Source organism: Defluviitoga tunisiensis, from assembly GCF_000953715.1.
GTDB lineage: Bacteria > Thermotogota > Thermotogae > Petrotogales > Petrotogaceae > Defluviitoga > Defluviitoga tunisiensis.
Window position 1 is genome coordinate 587,853 of sequence record NZ_LN824141.1, and the last position, 23,514, is coordinate 611,366.

Consider the following 23,514-nt stretch of genomic DNA (forward strand, 5'->3'; position numbering starts at 1 on the left):
TATAATCTTACAAAATAATCATTAGGAGGGAATACTATGGAAATATTTTTAGACACAGCAAATATTGACGAAATTAAAAAAGGTGTTGACTGGGGCATAGTTGATGGTGTAACTACAAATCCAACCTTAGTTTCAAAAGAACAAGCTCTATTTGAAGAAAGGATTAAAGAAATATGTGATGTTGTTCAGGGTCCAGTTAGTGCAGAGGTAGTTTCAACAAAATATGAAGGAATGGTTGAAGAGGCACAAAAATTAGCTAAATTAAGCGAACATGTTGTAGTTAAAATTCCATTGATACCGGATGGAATAAAAGCTATCCGAACTTTATCTAGAAAAGGCATTAAAACTAATGCTACTCTTGTTTTTAGCCCTTTACAAGCTTTACTTGCTGCAAAAGCGGGAGCTAGTTATGTTAGTCCTTTTATAGGAAGAATGGATGATATAGGTAATACTGGCATGACTATTGTAGAAGAAATAATGGACATTTTTATTAATTATGGTTACGATACTAAAGTAATAGTTGCTAGTGTCAGACATCCACAACATGTATTAGAAGCGGCTTTAATTGGAGCAGATGTTGTTACTATGCCATTTGGTGTTTTAGAAAAAATGTTTAAGCATCCTATGACAGATATTGGTCTTGAAAATTTTCTTAAAGACTGGGAAAAATATCAGGAATATCTCAAGAATAAAGATAAGAATTGAACAAAAAAACGTGCCTTTCGGCACGTTTTTTATTATTTCTGTGATTAATACATCATATCTGGAGACTCTGGCATCGCAGGTGCGGTTTCTTCTTTAGGTTCTTCTACTACCAAAACTTCGGTTGTAATTAACATTGACGCAATAGATGATGCATTTTGTAGTGCACTTCTTGTAACTTTTGTAGGATCAATTATACCTGCTTCATACATGTTAACATATTTCTCTTTCAAGGCATCAAAACCAAATGCAATGTCGTTGTTTTCTAATATTTTCTGTAAAATAGGCGCAGGTTCCAATCCAGCATTAATTATAATCTGTCTGATAGGAGCATCCAAAGCTTTAGCCACTACCAAAGCACCTACTTTTTCATCTCCAGATAGTTGGTTAGCAAACTCCTCAACTACTTTGCGCGCTCTTAGTAAAGTTACTCCACCACCAGCAACAATACCTTCTTCAACAGCAGCTCTTGTTGCAGATAAAGCGTCTTCTATTCGATGTTTCTTTTCTTTTAATTCTGTCTCTGTTGCAGCACCAACTTTAATGACAGCTACTCCTCCAGACAATTTTGCTAATCTTTCTTGTAAAGTTTCTTTTTCATAATCAGATGTCGTATTCTCAATTTGTGCTCGAATTTGTTTAATTCTATCTTTTATATCCTCTGAATTCCCTTTTCCACCAACAATTATAGTGTCTTCCTTACCAACTCTAACAAGATCAGCTTGTCCAAGATCATTCAAAGTGATATTTTCAAATGTAAGTCCAAGCTCTTCTGTTACAACTGTTCCACCTGTTAGTATAGCTATATCTCGCAGCATTTCTTTTCTTCTATCTCCAAAACCAGGAGCTTTCACAGCAACCGATTCTAAAGTTCCTCTTAACTTATTTAATACTAGGGTAGATAGCGCTTCTCCTTCCACATCTTCAGCTATTATTACTAAAGGTTTCCTGGTTTGAGCAACTTTTTCTAGAAGAGGTATTAACTCTTTAACAGCAGATATTTTTTGTTCGGTTATTAAAATATATGGTTCTTTTAATTCAGCTTCCATTTTTTCAGCATTTGTTACAAAATATGGAGATATATATCCTCTATCAAACTGCATACCTTCTGTAAATTCAACGTAGGTATCCAATGTTTTTGAATCTTCAACAGTAATAACTCCATCTTCCCCAACTTTATCCATAGCTTCTGCAATTAAACTTCCAATTTCTTCACTATCTGCAGAAATTGCAGCAACATGAGCAATTTCATCTTTACTTGAAAGTTTTCTACTTGAGTTGCGAATGTGTTCGACAGCTTTATCAGTAGCTTTTGCAATACCATTCTTCATTAAGATCGGGTTTGCCCCTGCAGCAACGTTTTTTAACCCTTCTTTAATCATTGCTTGAGCTAAAACTGTGGCGGTAGTTGTTCCGTCTCCTGCTACATCGTTTGTTTTAGAAGCAACTTCTTTTAATAGCTCTGCACCTAACGCTTCAAATTTATCCTTAAGTTCAATTTCTTTAGCAATTGAAACTCCATCATTTGTTATTGTTGGTGATCCCCAACTTTTTTCAAGTACCACATTTCTTCCTTTTGGACCTAAAGTTATCTTTACAGCATCTGCTACTACGCTAGCTCCTTTTTCCAAGGCTCTCCTAGCTTCTTCATTGAATTTTAACATTTTTGCCATTACCTACACCTCCCACTTTATTCTTCTATTTTTGCTAGTACATCGTCGACGTCAATAATAATATATTCTACGTCATCAATTTTAATTTCTGTACCTGCGTACTTTGAAAATATCACTTTGTCTCCAACCTTTAAATCAAAATCTTCTTCTAATTTACCAATTTCTATGATTTCAGCTTTCTGAGGCTTTTCTTTTGCAGAATCTGGAAGTACTATTCCACCTTCAGTCTTTTTTTCTTCCTTTACTGGTTTGATAAGTAATCTGTTTCCTAATGGTTTTACATTCATTTGCTAATACCCCCTTTATGTATTTTGTTAAAATATTTTTTGTTTTTTTAGCAATCAAACGTTAAGAGTGCTAATCCTTTAATATGATAACATTTCTAGACAAAATAGGCAAGATTGAAAAAAGCCGATTATTGACGAATAAATACAAATAAAACGAATTAAAAACGATTATAAGCAAAAATCTTTAATTTTCTCGGTTTTTCTCGTTTTTCCTATCTGTATATCCTGTTTTTAAATGAAAAGTAGATAAAATGATTTAAGATATTAACATAATTCCCACTATTTGTAACTATATAATTCTTTGTATATTTAAAAATTGATATAATTATATTGATTTTATTTATACAAATATCTTCTAACTGTTTATAATTTTAAATATTCAACACACTTGATAATAATCTTTTGAAAAAGGGGTGAGTATCTTGAAATACAAGCAATTTGGTAGAACTAACATGAATGTTTCTGTTGTTGGTTTAGGTGCATGGGAAATTGGAGGAAACTGGGGCCCAATAGAAGAAGAACATGCTTTAAAATTGTTGAATTTAGCTTATATTAATGGAGTTAATTTTTTTGATACTGCTCCTGTATACGGCTTTGGTAAATCAGAAGAGGTAATAGGAAAGTTTTTAAATCAAATACCTCGGGATAAAGTTTACATTGCTACTAAGTGTGGTTTAGAATGGGACAGCAGGGGTAGAATTAGAAACAACTTAAAAAAAGATAGAGTGTTGAAAGAAATTGATGACTCTTTAACTCGGTTAAATACAGATTATATTGATCTTTATCAAATTCATTGGCCGGATCCGAATACTTCACTAGAAGAAACTTCAGAAGCTCTTCAAAAAATATTAGATGACGGAAAAGCAAGATATATAGGTGTATCGAATCTAAATGCTCATCAAATAGAAGAATTATGTGAATACATAGATATAGTTTCTACACAAAATTACTATAACATGTTAGTTAGAAATGTTGAAAAAGAACTGTTCCCTATTATTAACAAATTCAACCTAACTCTCATTCCCTATAGTCCTTTAGCTAAAGGACTACTTACCGGGAAAATGACCGAAGATTTTGAACCTTCAAAAAATGATCCAAGGTCAGGAGATAGAATATTTTGGGATAAAAAATTGTTCTTAGAAAATCTTGATAAGGTTGAAAAAATAAAAGAAATTTCTAATAGACTTGGAAAACCACTCTCGCAAATTGCTATAAATTGGCTATTATTTCATGAAGAAGTAAGTACTGTTATAGCAGGAACCAAAAATGAAAAACATTTGATTGAAAATATCAAAGCTAGTGATTGGGAAATGACTAAAGATTTAATTGAAGAAATAAATAAAATTTTGTTTTGATTTTGTATTTGTAATGGTTACAGTAGTTCAAAGAGTGACTTTAGAATTTAAGATTTTTAAAAAATGTAATTTTGAATTAATATTGGGCCTAAAACGATACCTTCCTTCTTTCTTAGCTATAAGTACTAAAATGTTGAAATAGTTGATTCGTGTTTTTGAATTTAAAAGGGTAACAGGGCGCAGCCCCCCTCTTTACCAGTTACAAGTGCCTAAAAGTTAAATGAAACATATATATAATACTGATTTTAGAATTTCTAAAGTGGATCTGAAATCACATCTTAGGAGGAAAAAATATGGCTATTCTCTGTGCAGGTGAAATCCTTTATGATTTTATATCTCAATCTCCAAATAAGGGATTGGGGGAGACCAAAATATTTGAGAAAAGGCCGGGTGGTTCTCCTTTTAACGTTGCTGTAGGTTTAGCAAAATTAGGAGCGGACGTTTCTTTTTTGAGTAAAATAGGTTCTGATGAATTTGGAAAATCACTTTTAAAATACATTAAAGAAAATCATATAAATACTGATTGTATTATTTCTCAGAATGGGTGTAAAACCACTCTAGCATTTGCTGCTGTTGATAAGTACGGGAAAGCTGAATATGAGTTTTATCGGGATAATGCTGCGGATGTTAATCTAAAAATGGAGGATTTGAATAATTTACAACTCGATAAATTTTCAATTTTTCACTTTGGTTCTATAGCTTTGTTGGAAAACCCAACATCTCTGACTTTAAAAAGTTTGTTTGAAGAATTTGTTTCTAAGAAGAAAATTACTTCTTTTGATCCAAATATCAGAAAATCTATGATAAAAAACGAAGAAATATATTTGAGACTTATTAATCAAATAATCAAGAAAGTTGATATCTTAAAATTGAGTGACGATGATCTTTATTATATTACAAAAGAAAAGAATGTTGAGAAAGCTGTTTCTAGTTTAAATGTGAAAGATGGTTGTGGAATTTTCTTAACTTTAGGAAGTGAGGGTTCAATGGTATTTAAAGACAATAAATTTGAGTTTGTTCCTGCTTATAAGGTTAATGTTGTAGATACAGTTGGTTGTGGAGATTCTTTTATGGCTTCTATTTTGTATAAATTAAAAGATTATTCTTATAATGAATTAAAAAATATTTCATTCTCTGCTTTAAGAGATTATGCGGATTTTGCTAATAAGTGTGCAGCTATAGTCGCTTCTAAACCAGGTGCAGCAGATGCTATGCCAAGTTTAGAAGAAGTAATAAATTTCTTTTGATTTTTGTGTTGATATTTTTTATTATATACTATTATTTAAATAGTAGTGGTAGTGATAGGATAATGTTGATAGTTTAGAAGTTGTATAAATGTTTATTTATAAGGGTTTAGTTAAGTTGAAAAGTCTTAAAAATTTTCAAATACTTTATGAACATCTAAGTTGATAAATGAATAAATGAAAAAAAATCATAATTTTTGTTTATAAGTAAAATTTTCAACTATGTATTGAACTAAGTTATAAACTTTAAAGTTTAAACTTTAATTATCAACGTAAAAAAGTTCATAATTTTGTTTATAAAGAAGTTGAAAAAAATTATTATTTGATTGCTTATTCGCTAAAGGCGTTATTAATAATGTTTAGGAATATATAAGGAATCGACTAGAACTATGTTGATAAAGTTATCAACATAGATAACTAATTAAAATACTCGTTGGTAATTTAGAAATCAAAATATTTAAAAATTTAGCCTTCTAAAAGTACATAATTAGAAAAAATGAAGTATGAGGAGGAATTTATGTCAAGTATAATATTAGAAATTTGTTGTGCCTCAGCTAGGGATGTAGTCGAAGCAGAGAAAGGTGGAGCAGATAGAGTTGAATTGAATTCAGGAATGGTATATGGAGGATTGACTCCAAGTATAGGCGAAGTAGAAGAAGCAAAAAGAATAACGAATATTCCAATAATCGTTATGATAAGGCCTCGTAGTGGAGGATTTTGTTACACAGATATCGAATTTGAAGTAATGAAAAAGGATGCCCAAGCTGCTATTAGTGCGGGAGCAGATGGTTTGGCTTTTGGGATATTAAATGCAGATGGGACTATTGATATAAAAAGGAATAAAATATTAAAAGAAATAGCCGGCGATAAAGAAACAGTTTTTCATCGAGCATTTGATGTGGTTCCAAATCCAATTAAAAGCATAGATATTCTTATTGAAATAGGTATAAATAGAATATTAACTAGTGGACAAGAATCTACAGTTGAAAAAGGTATTAATAATTGTAGAGACATTATTGATCATTCTGGTGGTAGAATAGAAATATTACTCGGGGGTGGGATTAGGGATTACAATGTTAAAAAAATAATAGAAGAAACAGGTACCAAACAGGTTCATTTATCTGCGTTTAAAGAAGAATATGATAACTCAACGGTTCATCAAAATAAAGTTAGATTCAATAAATATGAGGAAATGCCTGAAAACATTTATCAAGTTACAGATTGTAATAAGGTAAGATTAGTCAGAAATATTATTGATAATATAGCATTATAAACTTCTAACGGGGAGAATTTTTAAGGAGGGTAACAGTATGATAGGAGTAGGACTTTTGGGATTCGGCACTGTAGGTGGAGGAGTTTATCAGATTTTGAAAAGTAAAAAAGATTACATTAAACGAAAATTAGGGGAAGATATAGTAATCAAAAAAATCTTAGTTACTGATATAAACAAAAAAAGAAAATATTGTGTTGATAAATTTCTTTTAACGGATAAATTTGAAGATATAGTGAATGATTCTAGTATTCATGTTGTAGTTGAACTTATAGGTGGAGAAGAACCTTCTTTTAGTTATATTAAAGCTGCTATAAAAAATAAAAAACATATAGTTACTGCTAACAAGTTGATAATGGCTAAGCATGGAGAAGAGATATTCCGTTTAGCTGAAGAAAATGGAGTAAAAATTTATTATGAAGGAAGCGTTGGAGGAGGCATCCCTATAATAAAAACTTTAAATGAATCATTGGTAGCAAATAAGATAGAAAAAATATATGGAATATTAAACGGAACAACAAATTATATTTTAACTCAAATGACCGAGAAAAAGATGGATTTTAAAGAGGCTCTAAAAGAAGCTCAAGATTTAGGATATGCAGAAAGTGATCCTTACTTTGATGTTAGTGGATTGGACTCTGCATATAAGATATCTATTTTATCTTCTCTATCGTATGAAACTTTTATTGATGTTGATTCTTTGTATGTAGAAGGTGTAGAGAAAATTGAACTAGAAGATATAGAAATTGCAGACGAACTAGGTTATGTAATTAAGTTGTTGGCTATTGGTAAAAGGTTAGAAGATGAGAGTTTAGATATAAGGGTTCATCCAACGTTTGTCCCTAAAAATAATCCAATATCCAGAATTAATGGAGTATATAATGTTGTTCAAATTCATGGAGATAATGTAGGAGAAATTATGATGTATGGTCAAGGAGCCGGAGAGATGCCTACAGCTAGCGCAGTAGTAGCAGATATTATAGAAGTTGCTAAGAATATTAAGTACAATATAAGTAATGGGTTAATTAATAATCTACAAGACCATAGGTTGATAAGTATAGAAGAAGTAGAAAATCCTTTTTATATAAGATTGATGGTTAATGATAAGCCTGGTGTTTTTGCAAAGATAGCTAAGGTTCTTGGAGATAATAATGTAAGTATTGCCTCAGTTATTCAGAAACACAGATTAACCCCGGTAGTTCCCATATTTCTCAGGACACACCCTGTTAAAGAAAAATATATGAATCAGGCAGCTGATGAGTTAAAAAATATTGATGATGTGATAGAGATAAAAAATATAATTAGGGTGGAGGAATTATGATGGTTAATCGAAAGTTATGGGAAGGTATTATAAATGAATATAAAGAATTTATGCCTGTAAGAGAAAATACAAAAATAATTACTTTGCAAGAAGGGAACACTCCTCTTATATTTGCAGAAAAATTGAGTAACAAATTGGATATAGAGTTATATTTAAAATATGAAGGAGTAAATCCAACAGGATCTTTTAAAGACAGAGGCATGACTTTAGCAGTGACAAAAGCTGTTGAAAATGGAGATAAAGCCATAATTTGTGCCTCCACAGGTAATACTTCGGCATCTGCAGCTGCCTATGGGAGTAAAGCCGGATTAAAAACGGTAGTAATAATTCCTGAAGGTAAGATAGCTTTAGGTAAACTCACCCAAGCTTTGATGCATGGCTCAATAGTAATTCCTATAAAAGGCAATTTTGATAATGCTTTAGATATAACAAGAAAAATAGCTGCTAATTACCCAATAACTTTAGTTAACTCATTGAATCCATATAGAATAGAAGGACAGAAAAGTGCAGCGTTTGAAGTATGTGATCAACTTGGTGGAGTTTCCCCTGACATACTTGCTATACCTGTAGGAAATGCTGGTAATATAACGGCTTATTGGAAAGGTTTTAAAGAGTATTATCAAGCCCAAAGAACAAACAAGTTACCAAAAATGCTAGGGTTTGAAGCAGAAGGATCTGCGGCTATTGTTAAAAAACAAGTTATTAACAGTCCAGAAACAATAGCTACAGCTATACGGATAGGTAATCCTGTGAATTGGGAAAAAGCGGTTGATGCAGCAACAGAATCTAAAGGAAGTATTGATTTTGTTACAGATGAAGAGATTTTAGATGCTTATAAAGAATTAGCTTTAGAGGGAGTTTTTGCAGAACCTGCATCTGCTGCTTCAGTCGCTGGTATTAAAAAGTATGTGAAATTGAATAAAATTGGGAAAGGTAGTAAGGTAGTCGCTGTTTTAACAGGTCATGGGTTAAAAGATCCTGATACAGCTCTAAGCACCATTCAAACCCCAGAAGCCGTTGAACCTAATTTAGACAAGATTCTAAATTTGATTGGTTTATAATGTTTAAGCGCATTCTTTAAATCTACTAGCAGCTATATATTAGTGAAAAAAATAATTATGAAAGGGGTAAAAATAATTGTCAAGAGTTGAAAGAGATTCTTTAGGTGAAAAGGAAATCGATAACGATAGGTATTATGGAATTCAAACATTAAGAGCAAAAGAAAATTTTTCTATTAGTGGTCAAAGAGTACACCCTTTACTCATAAAAAATCTAGGATATATTAAAAAAGCCGCAGCTTTGATGAATTATGAAGTTGGTTTGTTAGAAAAATCGATAGCGGAAGTTATTGTAAAAGCAGCAAATGAAATAATAGAAGGCAAATTTCAAGATGATTTTATAGTAGATGCAATTCAAGGTGGCGCAGGTACTTCTATAAATATGAATGTTAATGAAGTAATTGCTAATAGGGCGATTGAATTATTGGGGGGCAAGAAAGGAGATTACACAATTGTTCATCCTAATAATCATGTAAACATGAGTCAATCAACAAATGATGTTGTTCCAACTGCAATAAAAATGACAACAATTAATCTGTTAGCTGAACTTATAGAAGAGTTGAATGAATTAAGAGATAGCTTAAAAGAAAAATCTTTAGAATTTGATGATGTGGTAAAAGTTGGAAGAACCCAACTTCAAGATGCAGTACCTATTCGCTTAGGTCAAGAATTCAAAGCATACGCTCTTGTTATAGATAGGGATATAGGTAGAATTCAATCTTCTATAGATAGTGTTAGGGTTGTTAATATGGGTGGTACGGCTATCGGAACTTGTTTAAATGCTGATGAATTATATACAAAAGGTATAGTTAACAAAATAAATGAGATATCAGGATTTAAACTTTTGCAAGCGAAAGATCTTATAGACGCCACACAAAATAATGATAGTCTACTTGAAGTTTCTTCACATTTAAAAACTTGTGCAGTTAACCTATCCAAAATAGCAAATGATTTAAGACTACTTTCATCTGGTCCTCGTGCGGGCATTGGTGAGATCAATTTACCAGCGGTTCAGCCAGGTTCTTCAATTATGCCGGGTAAAATTAATCCCGTAATCCCAGAAGTAGTAAATCAAGTATCTTTTCAGATTATAGGTAACGATTTAACAATCACTATGGCTATTGAAGCAGGGCAATTAGAGTTAAATGCTATGCTTCCGATTGTGGCTTATAATTTGTTTGAATCAATTAAAATTTTGAAAAATGCTGTTAACACTTTCACAAATAATGCTATAAAGGGTATCACTGCAAACGAGCTACGTTGTAAAAATTTAGTAGAAAATAGTTTAAGCTTAATAACCGTTTTAACCCCACACCTTGGCTATGAAGTTTGTTCCATTATCGCACAAAAGGCTTTAAAGAGTGGGAAAAATATTCGAGAGATCATTTTAGAAGAAGGATACTTATTAAAAGATGAATTGGATAAGATTTTAAATCCTTATGAAATGACTAAAGGTGGAATTGTTGCAAAAGAATTATTGATCAATAAAAGAAAGAATCAAAGTATTTCTGATTGAAGGAGGTAATCTAATTTGGACATATATGAAGAATCTCTTAGAATGCACGAAAAGAAAAAGGGAAAAATATCTATTACTAGTAAAGTTGCTATAAAGAATCAACATGATTTAAGTATTGCTTATACTCCTGGAGTAGCAGAACCATGCCGAATGATTCATAAAAATGTTGATGATGTATATAAATATACATCAAAAGGAAATTTAGTAGCTGTTGTTACCGATGGAACAGCGGTTTTAGGTTTAGGAGATATAGGTCCAGAAGCAGCAATGCCTGTGATGGAGGGGAAATGCATTCTTTTTAAAGAATTTGGTGGAGTAGATGCTGTACCAATTTGTTTGGATACGAAAGATGTAGACGAAATAGTAGAAACAGTAGAAAGAATTGCTCCAACATTCGGAGGGATAAATTTAGAGGATATTTCCGCCCCTAGATGTGTAGAAATTGAAAATAGGTTAAAGAAGGAGTTAGATATACCTATTTTTCATGATGATCAGCATGGAACTGCTGTTGTAGTAAGTGCTGGCCTGATAAATGCTTTAAAAATTGTAGGAAAGAGCTTTAGTGAAATTAAGGTTGTTATAAATGGTGCTGGAGCTGCAGGAAGTGCAATTGTAAAAATGCTCCTAAGCCTTGGAGTAAAAGATATATTAATATGTGATTCTAAAGGGATTATTTATAAAGGATTACCTACAAACAATTGGTTAAAAGAAGAATTAGCAATGCTAACAAATAAAAATGGTGTAAAAGGTTCTTTGTATGATGCGATGATTGGAGCAGATGTGTTTATAGGTGTTTCTGTAGGAGATGTGGTTAAAAAGGAAATGGTTAAAAATATGAAAAAAGATGCTATTGTTTTTGCGTTAGCAAACCCCATTCCAGAAATTTTTCCTGATGATGCCAAAGAAGCGGGGGCAAGAATAGTGGCAACAGGACGATCGGATTATCAAAATCAGATTAATAATGTTCTTGCGTTTCCGGGAATATTTAGAGGTGCATTAGATGCCCGAGCAAGTGATATTAATGATGAAATGAAGATAGCTGCAGCATATGCAATTGCTGGGGTAATTAACGATACAGAATTAAATGAAGAAAATATAATTCCAAATGTTTTTAATGATAAAGTATCAAAGAAAGTTGCAACAGCTGTCAAAGAAGCAGCAGTAAAAAGTGGGGTAGCAAGAATATAATATAAAAGATAAAAGCCCGCTATATTAAAAGCGGGCTTTTTAGGTTATCTGATTTTCTCTTCTTTATATCTTTGATAATCTACAATAGTATTATTGATTCTGGAATACTCTGATGCAAATGCCATAAAGTGGCTTTCAATAAAATTATAATAATCAACAGGTTTTTTAGAGTCAAGAGTTTCCAAGAATTCATCCAATAAATTAAAATCTGAGCCTTGATGGCTACTTTTATACTTAGGATTGAGCTCAATAACTTCTTTTTTGTCGTTACTGAAAGTATTTATTTCAATATAATTTTTTGCAAAATTTCCAAATAGCTCGCCTTTTGAACCAGTTATTTTGATGATTCTTGTTTTATCATGTGTGAAGGCATCGAGTGTAAATATGACATCTATACTATCATCGAATTTCATTAATACTTTTTGATTATCAAGCACATCATTATCAAGTTTATAAACGCATTTACCAAAATTAGTAGTTCTTAATGCATTAATTCGACCTTCATAACTTAGATCATTGGTAATGGTGTTTACGGGCCAACCATTATTTTCCATATTTAGATATATTTTTGTTGCAGAATATGGACAAGAATTCTTTAATTTACAATCTAAACAATTATCTGAAGCTTGATTAGGGCAATTTTCTTTTCTAAAATGCTTTAGGCTTCCAGTTGAATAAATTTGCAAACATTTTTTCCCCAGTATCCATTGAAGAATATCAAGGTCGTGACAACTTTTAGTAAGAATGATAGGACCCACATCTTTTGACTTTCTCCATCTTCCTCGAACGTAACTGTGAGCCATGTGCCAATATCCAATGTGCTCTTCTTGGATAACAGATACTATCTCTCCTAGTAAATGCAAATCTATAATCTCTCTGATTTTTTTATAAAAATCAGAGAATCTTAATACGTATGCAGGCATAATGTATTTGTCTTTTTCTATTGCTTTTTTTATTATTTGAACCGAATCTTCTATAGTTGGAGCAACAGGTTTTTCTATTAATATGTTGTATCCTAGATCCAAAAAGGCTAAAGCAGGTTCTTTATGCAAGTTTTCTAATGTTGCAATAATAGCAATATCAGCAATCTTTGGGAATTTTAAAAGGTCTTTCCAATCTCTTACACAATATTTATCTTCTATATTATGGTTCTCTTTAAAGTAGTTTCGTCTGTAATCGTCAGGTTCAGCTACAGCTACAAATTTTAGTTTGTCTTTGTATTTAAGGGCATAAGCTCCATATGTATTTAAACCTCTTTCTCCCGCTCCTATTAATATTGCGGTTTTCATACTTTTTAATTCCTCCTAGGAGATTAATATTTTTTTAGTATATCCTCCAACATTTTTTTGGCTTTTAGAATATCTTTTTTCTGTTCAGGACCAGATATTTCCCTTTCTATGATGAGAGGACCTTTATAATCATATTTTATTAACCTATCTAAAAGGACTGGGAAATTAACCAGACCTTCTCCCACAGGGGTTTCTTCTCCAAGATCCCTACCGTTTGTAGGATATCTTCCATCTTTTACGTGTACACTTCTAATTAGGCCTTTGTATAAATCTACTGCGTCAACTGGATTAGCTTTTCCATACATTAATAGATTAGCAGGATCGAGGTTTATTCCAAGGTTATCTAAACCAACATCTTCGATAGTTCTCAATAAAGTAATAGGTGTTTCCTGACCTGTCTCAAAATTAAAATATATTCCAAGTTTTTGTGCTTCTAATGCTACATGCTTGATTGTTGTTACCGTTTCTAAATATTCTGTGGTTGAAGGATTTTCTGGTATGAATCCAACGTGAGTTACTATATCTTTAACACCTATTTCTTTAGCAAATTTTGCACCTAATTTTAATGCTTCCATTCTTACATACCTAAATTCTTTTGGAACTAATCCTAGAGTAGCAGGTCCTTCAATGAAATCCCATACCCGTGGTCCTGGCCAACCAACCCACAGACTGCTTATTTTAATTTTCCCCTTTGTAATTTCTAAAAGTTTTTCTGCATTTTCTTTTGTTAGATTTTCCACATGCCAGGCATTAACTTGACAAACGTTTAATCCTAACTCCTCTAAGTTTTTTGTTCCATGTTCAAGTAATTCTTCTAAAGGAATAATTACCCCTATGTCTAAATTGTACATATTTTATCCTCCTCTTTTTCAACTTTTATATTAAATTTACTGTTTTTCCTTTATTATCTGCAGATTCCATCTCTGCCAAAGCAATTTTTATTGTTTCCATAGAACTACTTGGAGGGCATACTTCTATTGGTAAATCATTTAGTACAGCGTTGGCGAAATACTTTATTTCTTTGTAATATGCATTTTCATTTGACAACTCGGGTATAAATGGTTTGCCTTCATTTGGAGTTACTTTTAATTGTCCTTTTTCGAAGATAAGATTTCCTTTTTCGAAGTTTATTCTATAACGCATTTCAAAAGGGAATTCTCCATTTAATAACCAGTCATCTTCTGCAGTTAGTATTTTTTTATCGTTAAAAAAGTATCTTGTTGACACTACATCATACCCTGTGGTTGGTAATATATTAGTAGATATGGTAGAAACCGCATGAGGCAAGCCAAAAAACCAGTTTACTACATCTATATCATGTATATGTTGATCTAATAGTACACCACCACTTTTATCTTTTTGTAGGTACCAGTTTTGATAAGACCATTTTGGGGTATTTCCACCTCTGAAAAAGTATGCTTCAATTACGTCACCGTACTTTTTAGAGTCTATTAATTCTTTGGCATATTCATAAGCGGGCCAAAAACGCAAACAATGTCCAATCATCAATTTTTTGTTGTTCTTTTTAGCGGCATCTATCATTGCTTGGCATTGTTCCAAATTGAGAGCCATAGGTTTTTCACACAATACGTTTATTCCTGCATTTAATGCTTTAACAGTTGCTTGGGAATGTAAATAAGTTGGTAGTGCAATGTCAACATAATCAAGTTTTTCATTTTCTAACATTTTGTCGATACTTGTGTATAATCTATATTTTGAAAAATCAAACTTCTTTTCTCCTATCTTTATATTACCTGGAGTGAACTTATTTTCAAATTTTTCAGGATCTATGTCACAAATAGCTACTAGTTTTAAAGGGAAACCTTCACTTTCTAACTTGATGTAATTTTCTAAATGACCTCTTCCCATAAATCCTATACCTATTAATCCAACCTTCAACATCTTACCCTCATCTCCTGTATTTATTATATTAAAGTACCTTTAATGTTTTGATTTCATTGAAGCCTAATACATTATCTAGAACTTCCCAAAAACTACCTTTTATGATTAATAAGTTTTCTTCTCTGTTGATTTCAAAAATTCCATTTTTTTCGATTAACTTTTCTAATTTGTTTACTATATTCTCAGTGAGTGAAGGACAGCTTCGAGTAACAGTTCCGTTGAATATCACGATTTCTGGGTCTAATACCATTATTACTGGTGCAAATACATCTGCGATCTTCTTTGAAATATATTCGAACTCTTTATTTACGATAGACAATTGATTATTTCGTTCTAGTTCTACAAGAATTTGTTCACTATCTTCATAGGTTAAGTTTAATTTATTTTTAGCAAATTCAATAAGAGATCTTTCTGAAATTATTTTTTCTAATTCTTCATACTCTCCTTTATATTCTACTTTTAATTGACCTATTTCTCCAGCATTTCCCTCTTTTCCTGTATAAAGGTCTCCATTTATTATTATTCCCATTCCTATGCCCATGCTAAAATAAATAGCAAGCACATTATCGTATCGAGAATTACTTTCGTAGAATCCTTTAGCTAACAAATTAGCATCATTTTCCCAAAAAACGGGTATCTTTTTATCTTCTAATGTAATATATTCATATATGGGTTCATCTTTCCATCCATAAAATCTACTTTTGATAATTTTTTTATTTTTTTTATCAATTGGGGTGGGAATAGCTACACAAATACCTAAGACCTCACATTGATTTTCTGATAATAAATCTCCTAATATTGTTTTAATTTCATTTTCTAATAGTTTCCATAAATCATGAAATTTGATATTTCGTTCAAAGGTCATCTTTTTATGCCGTAAATTATTTTGATGATTGTCTAAAAAGAATATATTTGCATTTTGATACTCAATATGAACCACTATCGTTATTTTTGAATCAGGATTCAAAAATATTTTTTTTGATCTTCTTCCTAAACTACTTGAAGTATCTAGTTCCTCTAGAATAAACCCTTCTTCTATTAATTGAGCGACATTATTACTTACTGCGGGAAAACTAATATTTAAATCTTTAGATATGTTCGTTCTAGTTGTGAAGGTGTTATAATTTTTAAAGAGATAATACAAAATTCTTTTTTTGTTGGTTTCACTGATTTTTTCAGAAATTCTACTTTTAGCCACGTTGACTCACTCCCCCAAACTTTAACATGGAAATATACGAACATGCATATAACATATTTATATTTTCACATGTTTTAATTATAGTACAAAAATATAGTTTTTAAGTTAATATATTTTTATCTTAAAAAATTATATTATATTTTTTAATTTATTAAAAATAGTATTACCACTATTTAAAAGGAAATAATGGTAAATAAACCCATTTAAAGCCGTTTGTACTAAAAATCCCCATTAATTTAAATTAATAATTATAAAAAGTCTTTTGATTTCTAAGAATTTTCAACTTAATTAGTCTTAAAATTGCCTAATCGTATGTCAACAGGTATAAACAGAGATAGTATGATTTTGAAAAAAAGGTGAAGTTGATTATAATATTTTTAGTTTAAAAATATGATTTTCTACTCTTCAATTATTTTCAGTCCAAAAAAATTAAATTTAAAAATTCTACTTTTAGTTTTTTCCTGGATTTAAAGAAAGTAAATCTAAACTTTTATGGATGAAGGAGGTTATTGAGAATGAAAAAGTTTCTTAGTGTGTTATTTTTAGTTACTTTATGTGTTGTGGGATTTTCTAAAACGACTATTGTTCACTGGATGCATCATTCGCCTGCAAGATTAGAATTTGTTGATAAGATGGCCAAGCAGTTTATGGAGGAAAATCCAGATGTTGAAATAGTTATTCAGTCAATCCCTTTAAGTGAATATAAAACAAAATTGCTTGCAGCAGTAGCAGCTGGAAGTGGACCTGACGTCGCACAAGTTCCAGGCGAGGCAATGCTTGAACTTTACTATTATCAGGTTATTCAACCATTTCCAACTACAGTTATGTCAATTGAAAAACTTCAAAAAGATTATATAGAACCTACCGTAAGAAATCTTATTATCGATGGTGAACTTTATGGTTTACCTACAGATGTTCAAACAATTGTTTTATTCTATAACCCTGTGTTATTTGAACAAGCGGGTTTGGATCCTAATAGACCACCAGAAGACTGGAATGAATTGATAGAATACGCAAAGAAGTTAACAAAATGGGAAGATGGAAAAATGGTTCAAAGTGGTTGGGCATTTGAAGGTTATGATAGAGAATTAGAGACTATGATGAGATGTGCAGGAGCTACATTCTGGGAAGATGAAAAACAGACTAAAGTTAAGTTAGAGCCAGCAATCCTTGAAACCTATGAATTTTATAAAAAGGCTATTGAAGAACACAAGGTATACACACCAGAATTTGGTTCAAGATGGACAGGTTTTAGACAAATTAAAGAAGGTATGGTGCTAGGTCATGGGGCAATGGTTGGTTCTTTTATGGTTGGAAGTCATCCTGATTTAGTTTTTAGAACAGCCCCTGTTCCAAAACATCCGGTAACTGGAAAAAGAATTACAGCACTTACATCTTGGTCGCTGTCTATAATGGAAGGATGTAAAGATCCAGAGGCAGCAGCAAAGTGGTTGTTATATATAACCTCAGAAGATGCACAGAGAAAGTGGTTGGAAGAAACTGGAGAATTACCTTCTCTAAAAGTTGTTGCAAATGATCCAAAATATAAAGATGATCCTCTTTTAGGTGCTGTAGTTGATTCTTTAAATTATGCTGAACCAACATTTTCAAAAGGTTGGGCCAACCCATCTTCTATGTTACGTGATGCATACAACGAGATAATAAAGAAAGGTGTTCCTATTGAGGAAGCTGCCTCAAAAGCAATAAAAGAGATAAATAAATATCTAGAAGAGACTTTTGGACAATTTGAATAATATTTATAACTCTCAATTAAATTCCTAATTAAAATGCCCCCTTATGGGGGCCCTTTTAGAATATAGTTAAAAATCCGTCTTTTTAAAACGTAACTTTAATCAATAATGCAAATCATAAAGCATAGTTGAATTGTGATAGATTATATTTCACTGACGGGAGGTAGAGTGTTGAAAAAAACTTATTCAAATAAAATACTTTTTTATTCATTATTATTTGTGTTTATTTTTAGTAATGTAATTTGTTATGGAGCTCTGACTAAAGGTCAAATAGAATCTGAAGAGAAGGGTTATTTTATTTATATTATTTGGGATGCCTTTAGATATGATTATTATGAGTGGGCAAACAGCGGGCAATATCCAGGAACACCTGCACTTAACGAACTTATCGAGAATGGCGTTTTATTTACAGACGCAAGTACTGGCATACCTTCAATTACTAATCCAATGCAAGCTGTATTAGTAACAGGGGCTTATCCCAGAACAACTGGAAATATTTATAGATATTTTGATAAAGAGGATCAAATTGTAAAGCAAACTCGTAGAGATAATTCCGCAGAAACATTAGCAGAAGCTGCATCAAAACAAGGATTAAAAGTAGCGTCGGTTCAGCAATTTATGGTTCAAGATAGAGGAACGAGTTATGAAGATCCTTCTCATCTATATATTCAACCGTCTGGAAGTTTTCAGAAAAGAGTCGATGAGTCAATCAAAATCTTGAAAGGACAACCTGTTGTAACTCAAGGCGATACTGAAGTAGTATTTGAAGGTATACCAGATATTATGTTCATATACTCAGATGATTTAGATACAGTTGGTCATAACGAAAAACCTTCATATGGTTATTATGATTCAATACCCGCTGATAGAGAAGAAGAAAGAATTGAAAGGTGCGTTGAGGTTTTAATTCAAATGGATAGTGAATTAGCAAGATTAATAGATACTTTAAAAGAGATAGGAATTTACGAAAAAACCTCATTTGTTATAGCGGCAGATCACGGAATGACACCTTATTCAGGAACATCTAGTCTTAATGATTTAATAGAAATATTGGAAAATTGTTTAGAAGCGTTAGGACACCGGGTTAATAATGATACTGTGGTATTTTTGGCTAAAGATCAAGCAGCTAATGAAGCTAATAAAATCGTTATTGTTAGTGTTGGTCTTCAAGCTCAAATCTATTTAAACTGGGATTTTACGCAAGAAGAGTATGATTTTATTGTAAATGAGTTGAAATCTAGTTTATATAGCGAATTCATAGGAGGTGTTTTAACCTTCGATGAACTTCAAGCAAGAGGATCTCATCCGAAAACAGGAGATATGTTAGTATGGCCCAAACCACCGCATCATTTTAAAGATAGTAAGACAAATTATAAAGCTCCTGGAGGGCATGATACAATAGATGAAAGTAGTCAGCACGTGTTTTTGTTGATGAGTGGAGCAGGTTTTAAAAAGGGAACCACAATAAATAAGAAGGTTTATAATTGGGATATTGTTCCGACAATTTCAAAGGTGCTCAAAATAGAACCTCCAGAAAATGCGGATGGCAAAGTTGTTATTGAAGCAATTCAATAAAATGTAATTATTGTATTAAACCTGTAATAGATTAAGGGGCGAAAAATTTTTCTTATAGATAAACATTGGCCAAAAATTATATTGTTTATTTTAAAGTAATTTAGGAGAATATATCAGAGCTATTTTCGCTCCTTTTTCTAGTTAGAACCATGGTGGTGTTTTTATTTTAAAGTGATGGATAACAATTTAATGTTTACTGCGTGAGGGGAGGAATTAGATGAATTCCTATAATAAGAACTTGAATATCTTATTTATTCCAGGTATTTTGATATCGACTATAGGTCTATTTTTGCCTATAATTGCAGATAAAGGAATCATGTTTATAAAAGATTTTAATTTTTTTGGTATACCACTTTTATATATTTTTATTATACTAATAGCAATCAATTTTTTGTTAAACTTTACCAAAAAAAGAAAATTATTGCTCTTAACATCTTTTATTCAACTATTTTTCGTGCTTTCCTTACCTTTTCTTAGGAATCAATGGAAACAAGTTTATCGAGCAAAATTTATCCTATATTTTTTCAAAAAGGCTTCATTTGGTTGGTATTTTTTGGCAATTGGGAGTATTTTCTTATTAATTTATGCGTTTAAACTATATTCTAAGAAAAAGACTATACCTTATCTGTTTGTTACACCGACACTCGCTGGAGTTGGTTTTTTAACCTTTTTCCCAGCTATATTTGCTATATTTATTAGTTTTAGAAAATGGAATTTGCTGGTTCCTGTAAAACCTTTTGTGGGATTGTCAAACTATGCGCAAGCGATAACCGATGAGTATTTTTTAAGGTCTTTGTGGATCAGTTTTAAATATGCTTTAGGTGTAGTTCCGAGTCGTATTATATTTGGTTTCATTTTTGCATATTTAATATACTCTATTCCTAAGTTTAAAAGCTTTTTTAGGGTTGTTTATTTTTTACCAGTAGTTACTTCAACAGTTGCAGTAAGTGTTATCTGGAAATGGATTTATCATCCATACTATGGATTAGCAAATTATGTAGTTAGTCTATTTGGAATGAATCCTATAGACTGGTTAGGAAATCCGTCAATAGCCATTTGGGCAGTCGCAGCAGTTTCTGTATGGAGATCTTTAGGATATGATATTATTATTTTCCTATCGGGGTTAAATGACATACCTGATACGGTTTTAGAGGCATCACAAATAGATGGAGCAACAAGATGGCAACAATTTTGGAAGATTATTGTTCCATTAATTAAACCTTCACTTGTGTTGATATTTATAACTTCAACAATTAGCGCAATACAGGTGTTTACAGAAATTTATATGATGACCGGAGGTAACGCAGACACCAAAACTGCTGTCTATTATATTTGGGAGTATGGTTTTAGTAGACTACAAATGGGATATGCATGTGCGATGTCTATGATATTATTTGGTATAATTTTAATTATTTCACTTATTCAAATGAGAGTTACAAACCTTTTCAAGGAGGAGTAACTATGAAATCTAAGAAGAAAACTGATAGAATTTTTTATACATTTTGTTATATTATTCTTTTGGCAGTCGCTGTCATAATGATAGTTCCATTTTTATGGATGATTTTATCAACATTTAAGCCTTTACATGAGTTGTATCAATTTCCACCAACTTTTTTACCGAAAAATTTCACTTTTGAAAATTATAAAGAGGTATTTACAACAGTACCTTTCTTTAAATACTATATAAATTCTTTTATAGTTACCATTTGTTCAGTAGCATTAACTTTATTCACATCTTCTACTGCAGGGTTTGCATTTGCAAAGTATCATTTTAAAGGAAGAAATGCGATATTCAAGATGCTTTTAAGTGCAATGATGATTCCTTTTCCTGTAACAATTATTCCTTTATATATTATGGTATATGAATTGGGCTTGGTAGATACCTATGCAGCTTTGATCGTAACGGGTTCTATAAGTATCTTTGGAACTTTTTTGATGCGGCAGTTTATACATGGAATACCGGATGATCTTTTAGATGCGGCCCGTATTGACGGAGCCAGTGAATGGTTGATATATAGAAAGGTTATTTTGCCCAATATAAAACCAGTTTTATCAGCCCTAGCAATTTTATCGTTTATGGGAAGCTGGAACGCATTCTTATGGCCTTTGTTAGTAGTAAATACAGACAAACATAAAACCATTCAATTAGGCGTTCAATACTTTTCACAGCAGTATGGAGATTTAGTACATTTACAATTAACTGCTGCAGCCATGGCAATTTTACCTATTATAATTGTATATTTATTCCTACAAGAACAATTTATCAAAGGAATTACTATGAGTGGGGTGAAAGGATAAGTGATAAAAATAAAAAAACACCTAACTATATTGCTCGTTCTTATTTCAGCGATAATATTAATTGCACATCCAAAAAATGTAGTGATAATAATGGGAGATGGAATGGGTTATAATCATTTACTTTTGTCAGAATTTTTGGCAGAAATAAATGATTTAGAGATTGCAACAAACAAGTTTCAAGTAGCTTCTTTAGTTAGAAACGAAACAGTTGATAATATTGTGACTGATTCTGCAGCGGCTGCAACCGCTTTTTTATGTGGACAAAAAACTAAGCTAGGATATTTAGGAATGGATAAGGATCAAAATCCTATTAATTCTATAGCTACTATTTTGAAAAAAGAAGGATATAAAATAGGTTTAATAACTAACACAAAATTTTCTGATGCAACACCCGCTGCAATGTATGCTCATACATTTCGAGATGACAAAAATAAGATAATAGAAGATCTTATAGACTCAGATTTTTTAGACTTTTTTGTAGCAGGAGGTTTAGAAGACTTAGGAGTGAATCCCTTTACATTAAAACCAACCTCTAAGTCACCATTAAAAAAAATAAACGAAAAAGGATATAAAATATATGGCATTAATTATGAGCCTTTATTTGATTCGTCTGATGATAAATTCATGGCGTTTGTTTCACTGGGGCATAAAAGTTTTGAAAATCAATTGAATGCCGGAGAACCCACTTATCTTGAGATTATAGAAAAAACAATTTCAAAAATAAATTTTAACGATCCTTTATTTCTTTTTGTTGAATGTGGAAGGATAGATCATGCATCTCATATAAACGACGAAAAAGCACTTAAAGCTGAATTGGTAATGTTTCAGAAAATAGTAGATTATCTTACAAACGTTTTCTCACCAGAAGATACCTTGTTTATAATTTTTGCAGATCATGAAACAGGAGGTCTTTCGCTTCTGTCGTCTCCCACAAAAAGTGATGATATTTCTATAAAATGGAATGCTACAGATCATACAGCTACTTATATACCCTTTCTAACTTATGGAAATTCAAAAGATATTTTTCCAAAACATATGCATCATGAAGACGTGAAGAATACTTTATTAAAAATATTAGAAATAGAAATTTCTGAAGGAGTGTACGCAAGATGAAAAAAAAGCTTGTATTTATTATGTTTGTATTAATATTAACATCTTTTTCTTTTGCTGCGATAAAGGTGATGACATATAATATTCAACATGGATTAGGAATGGATGAGGTATTTGATTTTCAAAGAACTATTGATGTATTAAAGGAAGAGAACCCAGATATATTAATGGTTCAAGAGGTAGATCAAGGTAGATCTAGAAGTTTAAATCTAAAACAAGCTGAAATTATAGCAGACGAACTAGGAATGGATTATTATTTTTATCCAACTGAAGGAAAGGATAATTATGGGGTAGCTATTTTTAGTAAATTTAAAGCTATTGAAAAATTTGGATTTGATTTGCCCCAACCCAAATGGATGTTAGCTACACAAAGAGGGGCAGCAGCTATGGTGATTGAAGTTGATGGAAAGCAAATGCTTGTAATTAGTACTCACCTAGGTCTTGGAGGTTTGCAGGAAATACAAACAGAGGTTATGGAATTATTAAACGTTTCAGAAAAATATGGGTTACCTACACTAATAGGTGGAGATTTTAATATATCATATTTTGAATTATCCTATGGTGTTAAAGAATTTCTACATAAATTTGAATCTGTTAATCAAGAACTTAAAAAAGAAATTAAGACTTTTCAATCAGATTTTCCAGGTTCACAAATAGATTTTATATTTTTTACAAGAGGAGATTTTAAAATTATGGATGCATATACTGTAAATTCGTTTGCTTCAGATCATTTACCTCTGATTTCTTTAATAGAGTTTTAATAATTACTAATATCAT

The 23,514-nt window shown here is 31.5% G+C and carries 20 protein-coding genes; 14 read left to right on the forward strand and 6 right to left on the reverse strand.

What is annotated here, in order from left to right:
• Positions 1 to 36 precede the first annotated feature (36 nt).
• Complete coding sequence (gene fsa, locus DTL3_RS02760) at positions 37 to 705, forward strand: fructose-6-phosphate aldolase (RefSeq protein ID WP_045087424.1); 669 nt, start codon at positions 37 to 39, stop codon at positions 703 to 705.
• Positions 706 to 749: 44 nt separating this feature from the next.
• On the opposite strand, the gene groL is transcribed toward fsa, so the two are convergent.
• Positions 750 to 2,375, reverse strand: coding sequence for a chaperonin GroEL (groL, locus tag DTL3_RS02765; protein WP_045087425.1), 1,626 nt, complete (start codon positions 2,373 to 2,375; stop codon positions 750 to 752).
• 17 nt (positions 2,376 to 2,392) lie between these two features.
• Positions 2,393 to 2,662: a co-chaperone GroES gene (gene groES, locus DTL3_RS02770; protein ID WP_045087426.1), complete on the reverse strand. Its 270-nt coding sequence runs from the start codon at positions 2,660 to 2,662 to the stop codon at positions 2,393 to 2,395.
• Positions 2,663 to 3,084: 422 nt separating this feature from the next.
• Here groES and DTL3_RS02775 point away from each other — a divergent pair, with 422 nt between their 5' ends.
• The 7 genes from DTL3_RS02775 (at position 3,085) to DTL3_RS02805 (ending at position 11,614) form a co-directional block, all read left to right on the forward strand.
• Positions 3,085 to 4,017, forward strand: coding sequence for an aldo/keto reductase (locus DTL3_RS02775; RefSeq protein WP_045087427.1), 933 nt, complete (start codon positions 3,085 to 3,087; stop codon positions 4,015 to 4,017).
• 293 nt (positions 4,018 to 4,310) lie between these two features.
• Complete coding sequence (locus DTL3_RS02780) at positions 4,311 to 5,264, forward strand: carbohydrate kinase family protein (RefSeq protein WP_045087428.1); 954 nt, start codon at positions 4,311 to 4,313, stop codon at positions 5,262 to 5,264.
• A 514-nt stretch (positions 5,265 to 5,778) separates the two neighbouring features.
• On the forward strand, positions 5,779 to 6,534 hold the full coding sequence (locus tag DTL3_RS02785) for a copper homeostasis protein CutC (RefSeq protein WP_045087429.1): 756 nt from the start codon (positions 5,779 to 5,781) through the stop codon (positions 6,532 to 6,534).
• A gap of 37 nt (positions 6,535 to 6,571) precedes the next feature.
• Positions 6,572 to 7,852: a homoserine dehydrogenase gene (locus tag DTL3_RS02790; protein WP_045087430.1), complete on the forward strand. Its 1,281-nt coding sequence runs from the start codon at positions 6,572 to 6,574 to the stop codon at positions 7,850 to 7,852.
• On the forward strand, positions 7,852 to 8,913 hold the full coding sequence (gene thrC / locus DTL3_RS02795; protein ID WP_045087431.1) for a threonine synthase: 1,062 nt from the start codon (positions 7,852 to 7,854) through the stop codon (positions 8,911 to 8,913). The genes DTL3_RS02790 and thrC overlap by 1 nt, the downstream gene beginning before the upstream one ends.
• 76 nt (positions 8,914 to 8,989) lie before the next feature.
• Positions 8,990 to 10,426 carry an aspartate ammonia-lyase gene (locus DTL3_RS02800; protein WP_045087432.1) on the forward strand — a complete coding sequence of 479 codons (1,437 nt, stop codon included), beginning with the start codon at positions 8,990 to 8,992 and terminating at the stop codon, positions 10,424 to 10,426.
• Positions 10,427 to 10,441: 15 nt separating this feature from the next.
• Positions 10,442 to 11,614 (forward strand): NAD(P)-dependent malic enzyme, encoded by a 1,173-nt coding sequence (locus DTL3_RS02805; protein WP_045087433.1) that lies wholly within the window; start codon positions 10,442 to 10,444, stop codon positions 11,612 to 11,614.
• A gap of 44 nt (positions 11,615 to 11,658) precedes the next feature.
• Here the strand turns inward: DTL3_RS02805 and DTL3_RS02810 are convergent, their stop codons facing one another.
• Genes DTL3_RS02810 through DTL3_RS02825 form a run of 4 tightly spaced genes read right to left on the reverse strand, consistent with a single transcriptional unit; the run spans position 11,659 to position 16,003 of the window.
• Positions 11,659 to 12,903 carry a Gfo/Idh/MocA family protein gene (locus DTL3_RS02810; RefSeq protein WP_045087434.1) on the reverse strand — a complete coding sequence of 415 codons (1,245 nt, stop codon included), beginning with the start codon at positions 12,901 to 12,903 and terminating at the stop codon, positions 11,659 to 11,661.
• Between the two features lie 23 nt (positions 12,904 to 12,926).
• The gene (locus DTL3_RS02815; RefSeq protein WP_045087435.1) at positions 12,927 to 13,754 is read right to left on the reverse strand and encodes a sugar phosphate isomerase/epimerase family protein; all 828 of its coding nucleotides are present in this window, start codon (positions 13,752 to 13,754) and stop codon (positions 12,927 to 12,929) included.
• Between the two features lie 25 nt (positions 13,755 to 13,779).
• A complete protein-coding gene (locus DTL3_RS02820) occupies positions 13,780 to 14,805 on the reverse strand; it encodes a Gfo/Idh/MocA family protein (protein ID WP_045087436.1) in 1,026 nt (341 codons plus the stop codon).
• Positions 14,806 to 14,833: 28 nt separating this feature from the next.
• Positions 14,834 to 16,003, reverse strand: a complete 1,170-nt coding sequence (locus DTL3_RS02825) for an ROK family protein (RefSeq protein WP_045087437.1) — start codon at positions 16,001 to 16,003, stop codon at positions 14,834 to 14,836.
• 515 nt (positions 16,004 to 16,518) lie between these two features.
• On the opposite strand from DTL3_RS02825, the gene DTL3_RS02830 reads away from it, so the two are divergent.
• From DTL3_RS02830 to DTL3_RS02855, 6 genes are all read left to right on the forward strand, one after another.
• The gene (locus DTL3_RS02830; protein ID WP_045087438.1) at positions 16,519 to 17,757 is read left to right on the forward strand and encodes an ABC transporter substrate-binding protein; all 1,239 of its coding nucleotides are present in this window, start codon (positions 16,519 to 16,521) and stop codon (positions 17,755 to 17,757) included.
• A 168-nt stretch (positions 17,758 to 17,925) separates the two neighbouring features.
• Positions 17,926 to 19,329, forward strand: a complete 1,404-nt coding sequence (locus DTL3_RS02835; RefSeq protein WP_045087439.1) for an alkaline phosphatase family protein — start codon at positions 17,926 to 17,928, stop codon at positions 19,327 to 19,329.
• 217 nt (positions 19,330 to 19,546) lie between these two features.
• Complete coding sequence (locus DTL3_RS02840; protein WP_052670303.1) at positions 19,547 to 20,788, forward strand: carbohydrate ABC transporter permease; 1,242 nt, start codon at positions 19,547 to 19,549, stop codon at positions 20,786 to 20,788.
• A 2-nt stretch (positions 20,789 to 20,790) separates the two neighbouring features.
• On the forward strand, positions 20,791 to 21,627 hold the full coding sequence (locus tag DTL3_RS02845) for a carbohydrate ABC transporter permease (RefSeq protein ID WP_045087440.1): 837 nt from the start codon (positions 20,791 to 20,793) through the stop codon (positions 21,625 to 21,627).
• Complete coding sequence (locus DTL3_RS02850; protein WP_045087441.1) at positions 21,628 to 22,740, forward strand: alkaline phosphatase; 1,113 nt, start codon at positions 21,628 to 21,630, stop codon at positions 22,738 to 22,740. It abuts the gene before it with no gap.
• On the forward strand, positions 22,737 to 23,498 hold the full coding sequence (locus tag DTL3_RS02855; RefSeq protein WP_045087442.1) for an endonuclease/exonuclease/phosphatase family protein: 762 nt from the start codon (positions 22,737 to 22,739) through the stop codon (positions 23,496 to 23,498). Before DTL3_RS02850 ends, DTL3_RS02855 begins: the two co-directional genes overlap by 4 nt.
• Positions 23,499 to 23,514: the final 16 nt, after the last annotated feature.

Bases quoted from the DNA above. Each gene is read 5' to 3' on its own strand.
- fsa (WP_045087424.1), top strand. From the start codon at position 37: ATGGAAATATTTTTAGACACAGCAAATATTGACGAAATTAAAAAAGGT.
- groL (WP_045087425.1), bottom strand. From the start codon at position 2,375: ATGGCAAAAATGTTAAAATTCAATGAAGAAGCTAGGAGAGCCTTGGAA.
- groES (WP_045087426.1), bottom strand. From the start codon at position 2,662: ATGAATGTAAAACCATTAGGAAACAGATTACTTATCAAACCAGTAAAG.
- DTL3_RS02780 (WP_045087428.1), top strand. From the start codon at position 4,311: ATGGCTATTCTCTGTGCAGGTGAAATCCTTTATGATTTTATATCTCAA.
- DTL3_RS02785 (WP_045087429.1), top strand. From the start codon at position 5,779: ATGTCAAGTATAATATTAGAAATTTGTTGTGCCTCAGCTAGGGATGTA.
- DTL3_RS02790 (WP_045087430.1), top strand. From the start codon at position 6,572: ATGATAGGAGTAGGACTTTTGGGATTCGGCACTGTAGGTGGAGGAGTT.
- thrC (WP_045087431.1), top strand. From the start codon at position 7,852: ATGGTTAATCGAAAGTTATGGGAAGGTATTATAAATGAATATAAAGAA.
- DTL3_RS02810 (WP_045087434.1), bottom strand. From the start codon at position 12,903: ATGAAAACCGCAATATTAATAGGAGCGGGAGAAAGAGGTTTAAATACA.
- DTL3_RS02815 (WP_045087435.1), bottom strand. From the start codon at position 13,754: ATGTACAATTTAGACATAGGGGTAATTATTCCTTTAGAAGAATTACTT.
- DTL3_RS02820 (WP_045087436.1), bottom strand. From the start codon at position 14,805: ATGTTGAAGGTTGGATTAATAGGTATAGGATTTATGGGAAGAGGTCAT.
- DTL3_RS02830 (WP_045087438.1), top strand. From the start codon at position 16,519: ATGAAAAAGTTTCTTAGTGTGTTATTTTTAGTTACTTTATGTGTTGTG.
- DTL3_RS02840 (WP_052670303.1), top strand. From the start codon at position 19,547: ATGAATTCCTATAATAAGAACTTGAATATCTTATTTATTCCAGGTATT.
- DTL3_RS02845 (WP_045087440.1), top strand. From the start codon at position 20,791: ATGAAATCTAAGAAGAAAACTGATAGAATTTTTTATACATTTTGTTAT.
- DTL3_RS02855 (WP_045087442.1), top strand. From the start codon at position 22,737: ATGAAAAAAAAGCTTGTATTTATTATGTTTGTATTAATATTAACATCT.